The 14784-nt window shown below is 61.9% G+C and carries 13 protein-coding genes; 5 read left to right on the forward strand and 8 right to left on the reverse strand.

All coding sequences use genetic code 11. From position 1 onward, the window contains the following. Window positions 1-69 precede the first annotated feature (69 nt). Together AAFP29_RS18070 and AAFP29_RS18075 are read left to right on the forward strand one after the other, a co-directional pair. Window positions 70-1095: a hypothetical protein gene (locus AAFP29_RS18070; RefSeq protein WP_419218804.1), complete on the forward strand. Its 1026-nt coding sequence runs from the start codon at window positions 70-72 to the stop codon at window positions 1093-1095. Between the two features lie 3 nt (window positions 1096-1098). Next, a complete protein-coding gene (locus AAFP29_RS18075) occupies window positions 1099-2187 on the forward strand; it encodes a DUF2332 domain-containing protein (RefSeq protein WP_419218805.1) in 1089 nt (362 codons plus the stop codon). A gap of 78 nt (window positions 2188-2265) precedes the next feature. Here the strand turns inward: AAFP29_RS18075 and aztD are convergent, their stop codons facing one another. After that, the gene (aztD, locus tag AAFP29_RS18080; RefSeq protein WP_419218806.1) at window positions 2266-3510 is read right to left on the reverse strand and encodes a zinc metallochaperone AztD; all 1245 of its coding nucleotides are present in this window, start codon (window positions 3508-3510) and stop codon (window positions 2266-2268) included. Between the two features lie 161 nt (window positions 3511-3671). Between aztD and AAFP29_RS18085 the strand changes: the two genes are divergently transcribed. After that, window positions 3672-4061 (forward strand): hypothetical protein, encoded by a 390-nt coding sequence (locus AAFP29_RS18085; RefSeq protein ID WP_419218807.1) that lies wholly within the window; start codon window positions 3672-3674, stop codon window positions 4059-4061. 79 nt (window positions 4062-4140) lie between these two features. Here the strand turns inward: AAFP29_RS18085 and rpsA are convergent, their stop codons facing one another. Next, on the reverse strand, window positions 4141-5616 hold the full coding sequence (gene rpsA / locus AAFP29_RS18090) for a 30S ribosomal protein S1 (RefSeq protein ID WP_419218808.1): 1476 nt from the start codon (window positions 5614-5616) through the stop codon (window positions 4141-4143). Between the two features lie 239 nt (window positions 5617-5855). On the opposite strand from rpsA, the gene AAFP29_RS18095 reads away from it, so the two are divergent. Together AAFP29_RS18095 and AAFP29_RS18100 are read left to right on the forward strand one after the other, a co-directional pair. Further along, complete coding sequence (locus AAFP29_RS18095) at window positions 5856-6389, forward strand: 2'-5' RNA ligase family protein (RefSeq protein WP_419218809.1); 534 nt, start codon at window positions 5856-5858, stop codon at window positions 6387-6389. An 18-nt stretch (window positions 6390-6407) separates the two neighbouring features. Continuing rightward, on the forward strand, window positions 6408-7250 hold the full coding sequence (locus AAFP29_RS18100; protein WP_419218810.1) for a class I SAM-dependent methyltransferase: 843 nt from the start codon (window positions 6408-6410) through the stop codon (window positions 7248-7250). A 5-nt stretch (window positions 7251-7255) separates the two neighbouring features. Here AAFP29_RS18100 and AAFP29_RS18105 read toward each other — a convergent pair whose 3' ends face one another. From AAFP29_RS18105 to polA, 6 genes are all read right to left on the reverse strand, one after another. Then, entirely contained in the window at window positions 7256-8164 is a 909-nt protein-coding gene (locus AAFP29_RS18105) for an ABC transporter substrate-binding protein (RefSeq protein WP_419218811.1), read from the reverse strand. Window positions 8165-8263: 99 nt separating this feature from the next. Then, window positions 8264-9328: an isocitrate/isopropylmalate dehydrogenase family protein gene (locus AAFP29_RS18110; protein WP_419218812.1), complete on the reverse strand. Its 1065-nt coding sequence runs from the start codon at window positions 9326-9328 to the stop codon at window positions 8264-8266. A 6-nt stretch (window positions 9329-9334) separates the two neighbouring features. Further along, complete coding sequence (locus AAFP29_RS18115; protein WP_419219392.1) at window positions 9335-10087, reverse strand: amino acid ABC transporter ATP-binding protein; 753 nt, start codon at window positions 10085-10087, stop codon at window positions 9335-9337. Window positions 10088-10104: 17 nt separating this feature from the next. After that, window positions 10105-11037, reverse strand: coding sequence for an amino acid ABC transporter permease (locus AAFP29_RS18120; RefSeq protein ID WP_419218813.1), 933 nt, complete (start codon window positions 11035-11037; stop codon window positions 10105-10107). Between the two features lie 32 nt (window positions 11038-11069). Further along, window positions 11070-11921 (reverse strand): ABC transporter substrate-binding protein, encoded by an 852-nt coding sequence (locus tag AAFP29_RS18125; protein ID WP_419219393.1) that lies wholly within the window; start codon window positions 11919-11921, stop codon window positions 11070-11072. A gap of 181 nt (window positions 11922-12102) precedes the next feature. After that, the gene (polA, locus tag AAFP29_RS18130) at window positions 12103-14772 is read right to left on the reverse strand and encodes a DNA polymerase I (RefSeq protein WP_419219394.1); all 2670 of its coding nucleotides are present in this window, start codon (window positions 14770-14772) and stop codon (window positions 12103-12105) included. Between the last annotated feature and the right edge of the window lie 12 nt (window positions 14773-14784).

The following is a 14784-nucleotide window of genomic DNA, read 5'->3' on the forward strand; positions in this document are numbered from 1 at the left end:
GAGTGCACCGACGGCCAACCCACCCTTCCGGTCTATGGCGAGGCATATGTCCGGGGGTACGTTTATTTCATGAATTCCCCGTACGGGCCCGATCCCAGATTTACCGGCGGACATCAGCCTGCTCCGTTCAGCGACGAGACCGTCGGCGACCAAACGACCAATCAAGTCCACGCCGAGCCGAATTCCTATGGTCAGGCCGGGTATCAGCAACAGCCCGCATCGCCTCCGGCCCCCGCCTATGGGCAACCTGGACCTACCTCGCCCGTCGGCCAGCCACCATTGGGCACCGCACCGTACGGGGCGCCGGGCTTTGGGCCCAACCCGTACGGACCGCCACCGGTGCCGCCCAAGAAGTCATCCACCGGAATGATTCTGGGAATCGTCGGCGCCGTCGCCATCGTCTTGGTGGTGGCGATCGTCCTGGTCGTCGCACTCGTCGGAAACAGTGACGGCAACGATTCCACCAGGGTTGCCGGTCCATCAACGTCGCTGTCACTTAGTACGTCGGCAACCCCAACGGGCGATTCCGGATCCGCTTCGGGTCAGGAGGCTAAGTTCAAGGCCGGTTCGTACGCCGAGACGCCACCAACGGCCGAGACTCAGAGTTCGAATTTCCTATCGGGATATGCGACACCCAACGATTGGCTACGCGAGAAGGCTAAGGAAACCGAGATCACCGCGATCTTCACCTCCGACACTCGCTATAACAGTGGTATCGGTTCCAATGTGAGCGATTCCCAGCCCTATGCGGCCGCTACGTACAAGCCGGCGTATTACAAGACCATCTTCATCTACTGGACGCCCACCGCAGAAGCCGAACTCAAGGAGTTCATGCTTGCCTTCGGTTATGCAGGGGCACAGCAGTGGTGGCAACATTTCGACGTCATGCAGTCCGCGTCAAAGCAACTGGGCTCCGCACGGTCCGCTGAGATATCGAAGGTCCTCAATAGCGATGCGGTCTGCCGCGTGCTTTCCTGGGGCGGATACTCGCGCGACGTCGCCAGCCGTCTCGGTGGATGTCCGACGACGTCGTGGACGGACAATTGGCTCCAGCAACAGTTCACCGCACTCGGTGTGACAATCACCGATTACTGACCTGTGTCGGCCGCCAATGAGTTGATCGCCGCCGATACTCGGATGCAGGGCAAGGCATGTGGCAATCTCGGTTCGCCACTCTATGCCCACCTGATGGAAGCCGCCGCATGCGATGCCGAAGGAGGCGGCATCGTCGCGGATATCCTCGCGCCGCTGGCGTACGAGCCGACCGGTTCGGCGATCACCTTGCGGCTATTCGGTGCTGTCCACCGGCTGGCATTGACCGGCGCCGCACCTGATCTGGCCCGTGCCTACCCGAGTTGCGGCGGCGATCCCACCGTCGTCACGCCTGGCGAACTATGGGAGTCCTTCCACAACATTTGTCGCACAAAGCAACTCGACATCGCTGATCGCCTCGGCCAGGCGCCGCAGACCAACGAGGTCGGCCGAAGCGCGGCATTACGCGGCGCACTCGACCTCGTCGTCACCGCTGCGCCACTGCCGGTCCGTCTCGTCGAGATCGGAGCCTCGGCTGGCCTCAATCTGCTGGTCGATCACTTCACAGTGCGCTGGTCGGGCGGCTCACGCGGACCTGCCTCGTCACCGGTGGTGCTCGCCGACGCGTGGACCGGGCATCCGCCGGCCGAGGTTGATCTGACTATCGTCGATCGCGTCGGGTGCGACATCAATCCACTCGACCCGACTGACGTCGACGATGCACTGTCGCTACAGTCGTTCGTCTGGCCGGACCAGACGGTTCGACTCGACCGGTTGCGTGGTGCGCTCGACATCGCTTCCACCACAAGGGTTTCGGTTCGGAACCAGTCGGCCGACACCTTTCTCGCCACAATCAACCCCGCGCCCGGCACGCTCACCGTGATTTCGCATTCGGTGATGTGGCAGTATCTGCCCGACGCCGTACGCGCCGCGGCGGCCGACCAACTCCGCAGGCTCGCCGCCGCAGCGACGAGCGAGGCTCCCGTCGCCCACATCAACCTCGAACCGCCGCGTACCGCTGACGACGCCGACGTCGACTTCCGAGCCGCGCACCGTCATGGTGGTTTTGCGATCACCGCTGGGTGTGCACCGTTCTTCGAAGATCATGTCGTCGGCTATTGCCCGCCGCACGGCCCGCCCGCATATTGGCTGTAGCCCGAACCACCCCACAGATAGTTGGCGGTACACGTCAACAATGACGCGAGCGTCGTATTTTCTGTGGGATATCGACAGTTACCCGGTGACGCCCGTCAATTCGATGGCCCGCTGGGGAAGCGTCGTCTCGGCGATCTTCTTGCCGGAGGACAGATCGACCGCGATAAGTGTGCGCGTATTGGGATCGGACACATACGCCGTCGACCCCTGGACGAATAGATTCGGCATTGCCGACTGCCATTCTTCGGGTTCGGTCCACGGTGCGATCACGTCGACACGTGAAAGCTGCCGTCCGGTCGCGGCGTCGAACCGGTAGAGCGCACCGTCGGTGCCCAGGATGACCGCTGTACCGTTCGGACCGCGCTCCAACGACCGGAAGCTGTAGCTGGTGGGCAGATCTACGACGCGGATCGCATTCGCTGCCGTGTCAGTCAAGGTGAACCGGCGCGGGCGCTCGATGCTGGTGTCGTTCTCGTCCTTGCTCGGGCGCTGGGTCTTGTAGTCACCGAGTACTACCGGCGAATCCGGCGCGCCGGCCTGGTTGCCGATCCGTCCGTACGAGTCGGCACTGGCGATCTTGGTGAAGGTATTGCCCCGAAGAACGACTATGCCGTTCTCGCAGCCGAAGGTCAGCACTCCGCCTGCCGCCGCAGCCTCACCATGGACGCCCGGGCATTCATCGGTCCGAGCGATCTCATTGCGATTCTTGTCGAGTACCGCCAGGCCGGTGCGTTTGTCTTCATTCCCAACAGTCACTACGACCGCGCCGTCCCCTCGCGCCACCGCGACACCGTGATGCGGTTGCGGCACAGTAAAACTCGTGGCGCTTGCGGTGCCGCGGGCCAAGTCGACCGGCTCTACGACAGTGACTTCTCCCGTACCGTCGCTGAATAGGGTGATACGAGAGTCATGCGGCACGACGTGGCCGGGTTCGGCACCGCCGAACTTCAAGTCCGTCATATTCGGTGTCGACGTGTAGTAGTGACCGTGGTCGCCGTGCTGACGGGTCCAGGTGCCCATGTCGAGAACACGGAAGCCGTCGGAGACCGACACGAATACATTGCGACCGTTGGCAGCCGAGTTCAGGCGGAGAAATCCGTCCAACGGAATGTCGGCGACCTGGCCCAGGTCGTCGGCGTCCAGCACGACGATGCCACCGTCATAGCTGACGGCTAGGCGCGGAGTTTTCGACGACTCTTCGACTGGCGCTTTGCTACTCGCAGAAGGTGCGGACGACTCAGCGCTCGTCCCGCAGGAGGCCAACGCCGGAATGGCAAGTGCGGCAACGACGACCGCTATTCTCTTCATGTTCAATACGCGCATGTCGGACAACTCAACCCGTTAATGGTAATTATTGTCAACAAGGCATATGTCGATCGGGAAGGTCTAAGAGTTGCCCAGCAATTAGACTGGCTCGAAATCAATCAGAGCGCAATGTCTCGCTATCCACGAGAATGCGACGCATATGAAACGGGGCGGATGAGATGACCCAACTGACACGAGCGGCTACCACGGCCATAGTCGTCGCCACGGCGACTATCGGGCTAACCGCCACGGCTCCGGCGGCGACCGCAGCTGGGGCGGTGAAATACACTTTGCGCGTCTGCGCAAGCAATCAGACCCCGACCAACGCAACTATTAGTTATGCAGTGGGCGTCGGTGAGTCCATTGCGGAGTCCGGACGGACTACCCGTTGGCTGGGATCGGGTTGCTGGCAGCGATCAATCGCCGCTTACAGCTATGACACCGCGAATATCCGCGCGACCGCCCAGAATTCGCGCGCCTACATTGGTTGCGCGGTATGGGCAAATGGCCGCCGCGTCGCAAAGCACTACGCCTACCGAAGCTGCGCATTGAGTGGCATCCGCGCGTAACCCATCCGCAGGCAGCACAAAAACAGCTCCCCGGTCCGATATTGGACCGGGAAGCTGTTTTTAACTAGCTAAGAGCGAATCAGGCGTTACCCGAAAGCTTCTCGCGCAGAGCAGCGAGCTGCTCGTCGCTGGCCAGCGAACCACCGGTGGACGCCGGTGCCTGCTGCGCCGCGCCAGCCGGACGGTTCTCATCCGACGACGATGACGAGTAGTCGGTCGGAGCGTTGGCTGCCTCGGCAGCCGCGGCAGCGAACTTCTCCATCTGGGTGGTGTGCATCTTGTGACGACGCTCGGCCTCGGCGTACCGAGCCTCCCACACACCCTGCTGCTCCTCGAAGCCTTCGAGCCACTCGTTGGTGTCGGCGTCGAAGCCCTCGGGGAAGATGTAGTTGCCCTGATCGTCGTAGCTGTCGGCCATGCCGTACTTCGACGGATCGAACTCTTCGGTGTAATCCTCGTTGGCCTGCTTGAGGCTCAGCGAGATCCGACGACGCTCCAGGTCGATGTCGATGACCTTGACCATCGCGTCGTCACCGACGGCGACAACCTGATCCGGCACCTCGACGTGGCGCTCGGCCAGCTCGGAGATGTGAACCAGACCCTCGATGCCCTCTTCGACCCGGACGAACGCACCGAACGGCACCAGCTTGGTGACCTTGCCGGGCACGATCTGGCCGATGGCGTGGGTACGGGCGAACTGACGCCACGGATCTTCCTGAGTTGCCTTGAGCGACAACGAAACCCGCTCGCGGTCGAGATCGACGTCGAGCACCTCGACGGTGACCTCGTCGCCAACCTGGACGACCTCGTTCGGATGGTCGATGTGCTTCCAGGACAGCTCGGAAACGTGCACCAGACCGTCGACCCCGCCGAGATCGACGAATGCGCCGAAGTTGACGATCGAGGACACGACGCCCTTGCGGACCTGGCCCTTCTGCAGTTGGTGCAGGAACTCGCTGCGGACCTCGGACTGGGTCTGCTCGAGCCACGCGCGACGCGACAGGACCACGTTGTTGCGGTTCTTATCGAGTTCGATGATCTTGGCCTCGATCTCCTTGCCGATATACGGCTGAAGGTCGCGGACACGACGCATTTCGACCAGCGACGCGGGCAGGAAGCCACGCAGGCCGATGTCGAGGATCAGGCCGCCCTTGACGACCTCGATGACGGTGCCCTTGACGGCCTCGTCCTTCTCCTTGAGCTCCTCGATGGTGCCCCACGCGCGCTCGTACTGTGCGCGCTTCTTGGACAGGATCAGGCGACCTTCTTTGTCCTCTTTGGTGAGGACCAGTGCTTCCACCTCATCGCCGACGTTGACGACCTCATTGGGATCGACGTCATGCTTGATGGAGAGTTCACGGGAAGGGATAACGCCTTCGGTCTTGTAACCGATGTCGAGCAGAACCTCGTCCCGATCGACCTTGACGATGGTTCCTTCTACGATGTCACCATCGTTGAAGTACTTGATCGTGGAGTCGATGGCGGCGAGAAAATCCTCAGCCGAGCCGATATCGTTAACGGCTACTTGCGGCGAGGTGATCGTGGGGGACGACATATGTTGAGTTGCTCCGGACAGGTATGTAGTAGGTGTATGTTTTTGATCTGCCGCGCCCGGTACCAGCAGATTTCCGTGAGGAAAATTGGCCGGGCACGACGACGCGCGCGAGACTTCACGCGCGCACGTAACACTACGCCATCCCGATTGCGCTGGGCAAATGAGACCGCCGCGAGTTCGCATAATCAACCGACTCGAACGCAAACCAACCCCGAAAATCCTATGCATATGAGCCGACGATGACCCATTCCATCGAACTACTTCTCGACGACGCCGTCGATCGCCGAATCCGCGGCCAGTGGGCTGCCGTGGCCAACGCGGGTCTGCCCAGTCAGGCAGACGTTGCTACCGAAACCAACCGGCCACATGTCACACTGCTCGCCGCTCCGGTGATCGACGGCGGCGCGCCGCAAGTTCTGGGTCCGGTGGCGATGCGCCTGCCGATCACCTGCCGCCTTGGCGCGGTGGTGGTATTCGGCTCCGGATCTCATCGCACCCTGGCCCGACTTGTGGTGCCCTCTGCAGACCTGCTGTCAGTCCACGCGACTGTCGTTCGGCTCGTCACTCCCCTGCTGCCCGGCGGCGCAGTCCCGCACACCGCCCCCGGTGCGTGGACACCACACGTCACAATTGCCCGGCGTATGACGCCGGACCAGATATCGGCCGCCCTCGATTCGCTGGACGTCGACGACGCGGCGATCACATTCACCGGTCTTCGCCACTGGGACGGCGACGCGAAGACAGAACGGGTGTTGTCCGGCCGCGACTGCTGACGACTAACATGTGCGCACATGAGCTCTCCGGGTGAATCCGACCGGCCACCAAGGCTTCTCGGCGACATCGACTCATCGACCAGCGAACATGCCAATCGCACGTGGTGGGATTCCGACGCCGATGACTACCACGCGACTCATGGCGACTTCCTCGGCGAGCACACTGTCGGCGGCGACTTCGTCTGGTGCCCGGAGGGGTTACGCGAAGCCGATGCCGAGTTATTGGGCCCCATCGGCGGGAAAATGATTCTGGAAATCGGGTGTGGCTCGGCACCGTGTGCGCGTTGGCTCGCGGCGAACGGAGCGCACCCGGTCGGGCTTGATCTATCGAAGCAGATGCTCGCCCACGGCGTTTCGGCAATGGCCGACGACGCCGTCACCGTTCCACTGGTCCAAGCCGGCGCGGAAAACTTGCCCTTCGCCGACAATTCCTTTGACCTGGCCTGTTCCGCATTCGGCGCGGTGCCCTTCGTGGCCGACTCGGCGCGAGTCATGTCCGAAGTCGCTCGCGTATTAAAGCCAGGCGGCCGTTGGGTTTTCGCCGTCAACCATCCGATGCGGTGGATGTTCCCCGATGATCCCGGCCCCGCCGGGCTGACGGTTTCCATCCCATATTTCAGCCGGACCCCCTACACCGAATTCGATGACGAGGGTGTCGCGACATATGTCGAACACCACCGCACCATCGGTGACCGCGTCCGTGAAATCCGGCTGGCCGGAATGATTCTCGACGATATCGTCGAACCCGAATGGCCCGAAGGCTTTGAGCGCGAATGGGGGCAGTGGAGTCCGCTTCGTGGATCGTATTTCCCGGGGACCGCGATCTTCTGCACGCATAAGCCTGCCGCTAGCCCGAGGTAGCCGCGTTAGCCGTACGCGCCGTTGATGAGGGCGCTGGGGATCGTGCCGTTCTCGACACCCCACTTGCGCGCGATTCGCTGGTACTCGCCGCTATCCATCAGCGACTGCAGCGCGGCACGGACCGGTTCCACCAGCGCCGAACCCTTTTCGAACGCGATCCCGTACGGCTGGGACAGAAATACGCCCGGCGCGAGAACCAATTGTCCGCTCGACTGTTTCACCTGGTAGGCGACGAGCGGCGAGTCAGCGGCCATCGCGTCGGCTTTGCCACTGAGCAGCGTGCGCGTTACCTCATCCTGGTCGCCGACTCCGATGACGACAATTTCCTTACGCCCCTGCGCTTTACACGCATCGCTGCGGGCGCTGACATCGACGCGGTCTGCGACCGTGCCCGCTTTGACCACTACTCGTTTGCCGCAGGCCTCGCTGGGGTCGACGAGATCGCCGGCTCTGCTGGCCCAACTGACCCCCGCGTTGAAATAGGTGACGAAGTCCATCGACTTCTCCCGGCGTGAATTGTCAGTGATCGACGAAATAGCCAGGTCATACCGCCCCTTAGGGATGTCGGTGATCAGTGCGGCGAACTTGCTTCGTCGGAAGTCGGGCACGACGCCAAGTACCGTGCCGATCGAGTTCATCAGGTCTACGTCGAATCCGACGAGTGTTCCCGTCCGGTCGACGAATTCGTTTGGCTCGTACGGAACGTTGATACCGACGGTCATCTTTCCGGTGGAGCGAATTTTCGCCGGCACCTGGTCTGCGATGGCATTGTCGCGTTCGACGCTCGGTAATAGCGGGGTGCCGCTCGACGGCGGATTCGATTGAGGGGTCGTGTGATCGCCACCGCAACCACCGAGCATTGCCGCGAGGGCAAATGCCGATACGGCGACCGATACCTTCCTCAGGCCACGCATCGATCTCCTTCCAGTGAAACTCGATCCCTTCGAAGCACCCTATGCACTGACGTCGGCGCGCGTGCGATAGCACGGGAATCGGCGTGGGACTGCTGGTCTTCAGAGACCGTCGAGAACAGCTTGTGCGAACGTCGCAGTGCTCGCGGTGCCGCCCAGATCACGCGTTGCCACTCCCGCCGTGATCGCGCGGGCAAGGGCGGAATCGATCGACGCTGCGGCAGCCGCCAATCGCTCGTCACCACTACGCTGGCCTTGCCAAGCCAAAAGCATTGCCGTGGAGGAGATCATCGCAATCGGATTCGCGCTGCCCTGTCCCGCGATATCCGGCGCGGCCCCATGCGCGGCCTGCGCCATCGCTTTGGTCGCCGAGCAGTTGATGGATGCCGCGGTGCCGAGTGAGCCGGCGAGTTCGGCTGCCAAATCCGACAGAATGTCACCGAACAGGTTCTCGGTCACCACGACATCAAAATCGGCTGCCCGCCGCACCAGATGTGCGGCCATCGCGTCGACATGTTCTTGCGATACTTCGACGTCGGGGAAGTCCCTGGCGACATCGAGGCAGGCGTCGCGGAACAGACCCGTGGTCATCGTCAGTACGTTCGCCTTGTGGACGATGGTTACCTTTCCCCGGCGTCGCCTTGCCCAGGTAAAGGCCTCGCGCGCAATACGTTCGGATGCCGCGCGGGTAATCACCCCAACTGCGAGAGCGACGTCGGGCGTCGGCATGAACTCCCCCGATCCGACGGCCATATTCCGATCCGCATACAGCCCCTCGCTGTTCTCGCGCGCGATTAGCAGGTCGATGCCGGGTGCCATCGCCCGCGCGGCGTCCAGTGCTTTCGCCGGCCGCAGGTTGGCAAACAGGTTGTAGCGCTTACGAATCACCGCGCCCGGCGTGAGCTGCCCACGGAATTCGGTCGGGTACGAGGCAGAGTCGTGCGGCCCAAGAACCCACAGGTCGAGTTCGTCGAGCGCGGCCAGTGTTTCGCTCGGGGCGGCCGTGCCATGTGAGTCGATAGCCGCCGCGCCGAATGGCAATTCGATCCACTCGACACCGATGTCGTTGCGCTGCAATGCTTTCGCCGCGACCTCGACCGCTGCCGGTACGATTTCGGGCCCGATGCCGTCGCCGTGAAGCACTCCGATGCGCACTATGTCACCCATAGACGCTCACAATAGCTTCGACAGGAATCCTCGTGTCCGCTCATGGGTCGGATTGGCCAACAGCTCATGCGGATTGCCCTTCTCTACCACCACACCGCCATCCATGAACACCAGCTGATCGGCGACCTCGCGGGCAAAACCCATCTCGTGGGTGACCACCAGCATCGTCATTCCGCTGGCAGCGAGTTCACGCATAACGTTGAGAACATCACCGACGAGTTCGGGATCAAGCGCTGATGTCGGCTCGTCGAAGAGCATCAGTTTCGGATCCATGGCGAGCGCGCGGGCGATCGCGACGCGTTGCTGCTGTCCCCCGGACAACTGCGCCGGGTAGGCATCGGCTTTATCCGCCAGGCCCACCCGGTCGAGCAGTTCACGAGCCCGTTCAATGGCCTGCGCTTTGGGTATGCGAGCCACCTGCACAGGCGCCTCGATGATGTTCTCCAACGCGGTGCGATGTGGGAACAGGTTGAAATGCTGGAAGACCATCCCAATGTCACGACGTTGGCGCGCAGCGTCTTTCGGGCTCATCTCATAGAGTTTTCCACCGCGCTCGCGGTAACCGATGACTTCGCCGTCGACCACGAGACGTCCGGCATTGACCACATCGAGATGGTTGACGCAACGTAAGAAAGTCGACTTACCCGAGCCGGACGGCCCGATCAAACACGCGACTTCGCCTCGCTGCACTTCCAGGTCGATCCCTTTGAGCACCTGCAGCGCGCCGAAATTCTTACACACGCCGTCGGCGCGCACCATTGGAACAGTCATCGCGCTCACACCTTCTTATCGGTCGTGGTGTCGACGGCGGCTGCCAGCGCCTCGAGCTGGCGAGCCGACAGTTGTCGGCTCGCGCCTCGCGAGTAATACCGCTCGAGGTAGTACTGGCCGATCATCAGCACACTCGTCACCGCGAGATACCACGTCGAGGCAACCATCAGCATCGGGATCGGCTGGAAGTTCACGCCCGAAATATCGCGCGACCGACCGTAAAGTTCGAGGCTGAACGGCACTGCCGCTACCAGGCTCGTCGTCTTGAGCATCGAGATCACTTCATTGCCAGTGGGCGGGATGATCACCCGCATCGCCTGCGGAAGCACCGTTCGCCGCATCGTCAGCGACCACGACATACCAAGTGCCACAGACGCTTCGGTTTGACCCTCACCTACCGAGGACACTCCGGCCCGGACAATTTCGGACATATACGCGGCCTCGTTCAGGCCCAGCCCGATCACCGCGAATAAGAAGGCGGCGTTGAGACTCTGAATATCGAAATGCGCGAATTGCACGGTGAACGGTATGCCGATATCGATCCGCTTGTAGATCGATCCGAACAGTCCCCAGAACACCAGCTGCACATAGACCGGGGTACCGCGGAAGATCCACAAATATGTCCAGGACGAATAGCGCAATACCCGGTTCGGCGACAACCGCATGACCGCGAGCAATACGCCGAGCACCACGGCGATGACCATCGCGAGCACGGTCAGAGCCAGGGTGTAGCCGACACCCGACAGGATTCGAGTGTCGAACAGATATTGCCGGTAGGTACCCCAGCGGTAAGCGCCGTTGGTGGCCGCACCGTAGATGAATAGTGCGGCGAGCACGAAGATTACGGCGGCGGCGACCCACTGGCCCGGATGACGCAGCGGCACGGCCTTGATCGGCGCCGCGGCGCCTCCTCCCGCCGGCTTGTCGGGTACTGTCATCGACTCTCCTGACCCTGCTTAATCGACATCATTCAGCCCTTGGCGGCATCGTTGATCTTGGCGGTGCTGATCATGCCGCTCTCTACGCCCCAATGCTCGGAGATGGTTCGGTAGTAACCCTTATCCATCAGGTATTGCATCGCGCGCTGCAGAGCGGGGCCCAGCGACGACCCCTTGCGGACCGGCAACCCATAGGGTGCGGCGTCATATACCGGCCCGATGATCTCCAGCTGACCATCGGTCTTCTTGACCGCGTACGCGGTGACCGGCGAGTCGGCGGACAACGCGTCGACCCGGCCAAGGAGAAGTGCGTTGACAGCTTCGTCCTGACTGTCGAATTTCACCTTGATGACCGGCTCCTTGCCCTGCGCAACACATTTCGCGCTCTTGGCCGGCACTTCGTCGGTGTCCTCGTACGTCGTCGCCTGAACTGCGACTTTCAGCCCGCAGGCATTGTCGGGGTCGACATCGTCATCGGCTCGCTGCGCCCACAGGACGCCGGCACTGAAATAGGTGACGAAATCGACCTGCTTCTCTCGTTCGGCGGTGTCGGTGAACGACGACATCCCCATATCGAAGGTCCCCGCCTGGATGGCCGGGATGATCTTGTCGAAGTCTGATTCCTTGAACTCCGGCCGCAAGCCCAGAACTTGCGATACGGCCCGCATCAGATCGACGTCGTAGCCAATGATCTCGCCGTCGCGATTCTTGAACTCATTCGGCTGATACGGCGGATTGGTGCCGATGCGCAGCACCCCCGTCTCGCGTATCTCCGCCGGTACCGCGGCGGCGATGTCGGCCTGCTTGGCGATGGTCAAACTGATCGGCTTGGTGTCCAACAGAGATTCGTCGTTGGTACACGACGACAGCGACAGAACGGTCATGACGGCGATGATCGAGACGGCGGACAACCACCCACCGCGTGCGCCACGTCGTCGATTCGACACTCTTCTCTCCTGCCTTGGTTACCCGGAATCAAACACCGAGAATCTCGAGAAGAAACATACTGTGTCATCGAGCTCGACGCTGGCTATCTGTATACGCGCGCCGCGCGTCTTGGCTATATCAGTGCGCCGCGTCGTCCCACGAGCGGCCAAAACCGACCGAAACATCGAGCGGCACCGACAGTTCGATCGCCGAGCCCATTTCTTCGCGAACCAGCTTTTCGATGTCGTCACGCTCATCATCGGCGATCTCCAGGACCAACTCATCATGTACCTGCAGGAGCATCCGGGAACGTCGTTCCTCGGCCGCCAACCGCTTGTTCACATTGATCATGGCCACCTTGATGATGTCGGCAGCGGTGCCCTGGATGGGAGCGTTCAGCGCCATCCGCTCGGCGGCCTGACGCCGCTGAAAGTTGCCGTTGGTGAGATCCGGCAAGTACCTGCGACGACCGAAAAGTGTTGCGGTGTACTCGTTCTTGCGAGCCTGCCCGACGACGTCGCGCAGATAGTCGCGTACTCCGCCGAATCGTGCGAAATACGCCTCCATTTGTTCGCTCGCCTCTTCGCGACTAATGCCGAGTTGGGCGGCAAGTCCGAAGGCACTCAACCCGTAGGCCAGGCCGTAGGACATCGCCTTGACCCGATGTCGCAGTTCGGTTGTCACCTCGTCGATCGGCACGCCGAAAGCCCGCGATCCGACGAAATTGTGCAGATCCTCGCCTGAATTGAATGCCTCGATCAGGCCCGCATCCTCGGAGACATGCGCCATGATGCGCATCTCGATTTGGCTGTAGTCGGCCGTCATCAAGGTCTCGAAACCAGACCCCTCACCGGGCTCCACGACGAACCCCTTGCGGATCTCCCGGCCTGCCAACGTGCGGACCGGGATGTTCTGCAGGTTCGGCTCGGTCGATGACAACCGACCGGTTGCCGCGATCGTCTGATTGAAGGTCGTATGGATACGGCCATCTGGCGCAACGGATTTCAGTAGACCGTCAACCGTCACCTTCAGTCGTGTCGCGTCGCGATGCTCCAGGAGATGCGCCAAGAACGGATGCTCAGTCTTCTCGTAGAGACTTTGCAGCGCGTCGGCATCGGTCGTGTACCCGGTCTTGGTCTTCTTCGTTTTCGGCATATCGAGCTTGTCGAAGAGGATTGCCTGCAACTGCTTGGGCGAGCCCAAGTTCACCTGCTCACCGATGACGTCATAGGCAGCGTCGGCCGCCGTACGGACGCGGTCGGCGAAACCGGCTTCGAGGGTCTGAAAGTGCTTGGTGTCCACGGCGATTCCGGTCGCCTCTAACTCGGCAAGCACAAAAAGCAGTGGCAGTTCCAGGTCGGTCAACAACGTCCGCGACTCGATCTGCTCGAGTTCGGCGTCGAAAGCGTCGGCGAGCTCCGCCACCGCACGTGCCTGCAGCATCTGCTGCTGGGACTGCTTGTCGTCGGAAGCATCGGCATCCAGCAGAGACATCTGACCGTCGCCGGGTGTGTCGTCGGCACGCAATTCCCTGCGCAGGTAGCGCAACGCCAAATCATCGAGGTTGAAGGTTCGCTGGCCCGGTCGAACGAGGTAGGCGGCGAGGGAAGTGTCACTGCTGACACCCTTAAACTGCCAGCCGCGGCTTCGCAAGGCGTGGAACGCCCACTTGGCCTCATGAACGGCCTTGTCGGCGGATTCGTCGGCAAGCCAGTCGCCGAGTGCCTGCTCGTCGTCGGGGTCGAGGGTTGAGGTGTCGAGATAGGCCGAGACCCCATCGGCCGCGGCGATCGCTATTCCTTCGGTGTCGGACTCCATCACCGACTGCGCGCCGACGATCGACAGGCCGCTGCGTCCGGTACGCGCGTGCTCGTCGAGCCAGGCACGCACCTTGCCCGCGGCGAGTAATTCACCATCGACCTCGAACCCTGCCTCGGCCTCGGGTTCAACCGAGGTGAGTTGGGCGAATAGCCGGTCTCGCAGGACACGGAATTCCAGCTCGTCGAATAGCGCGTGGACACGTTCGCGATCCCAGCCCACGACCTTCAAATCATCTGGGCCGGAAGATAATTCGACGTCGCGAATCAGTTGGGTCAACTGCCGGTTGGTTTGCACGGACGCAAGGTTGGCGCGCAGGGCGTCCCCGGCTTTGCCGCGAATCTCGTCGACGTGGTCGACCAATCCGGTCAGCGAACCGTACTCTCGAATCCACTTGGCCGCGGTCTTCTCCCCAACGCCGGGAATATTGGGCAGATTGTCGCTCTTATCGCCGCGGATCGCCGCGTAGTCGGGGTATTGCGCCGGCGTGAGACCGTATTTCTTCTCCACCTCTTCCGGGGTGAAGCGGGTCAGCTCCGATACGCCGCGCTTTGGGTAGAGGACGGTGATGTTGTCGTTGACCAATTGCAGGGCGTCCCGGTCACCGGTAACCACCAGCACCTTGTAGTCACGCTCATCCGCCTGGGTGGCCAGGGTGGCGATTACGTCGTCGGCTTCGAAATTCTCCACGGAGAAGTGTGGGATGCCCAGGACGTCGAGCACGTCTTTGATGATGTCGACCTGCCCGCGGAATGCGTCCGGCGACGACTCACGCTGCGCCTTGTACTCCGGGAACATCTCCGATCGGAAGGTCTTTCGTGACACGTCGAAGGCTGCGGCGAGGTGGGTCGGCTGCTCGTCGCGCAGGAGGTTGATCAGCATCGAGGTAAAGCCGAAGACCGCGTTGGTGACCTGCCCGGAAGCCGTTGTGATGTCCGGCGGCAATGCAAAGAAGGCACGGTAGGCCAGCGAGTGGCCGTCGAGGAGCATCAGGGTCGGCGT

It is taken from the genome of Gordonia sp. CPCC 205333, assembly GCF_048537885.1.
In the GTDB taxonomy this organism is placed as follows: domain Bacteria; phylum Actinomycetota; class Actinomycetes; order Mycobacteriales; family Mycobacteriaceae; genus Gordonia.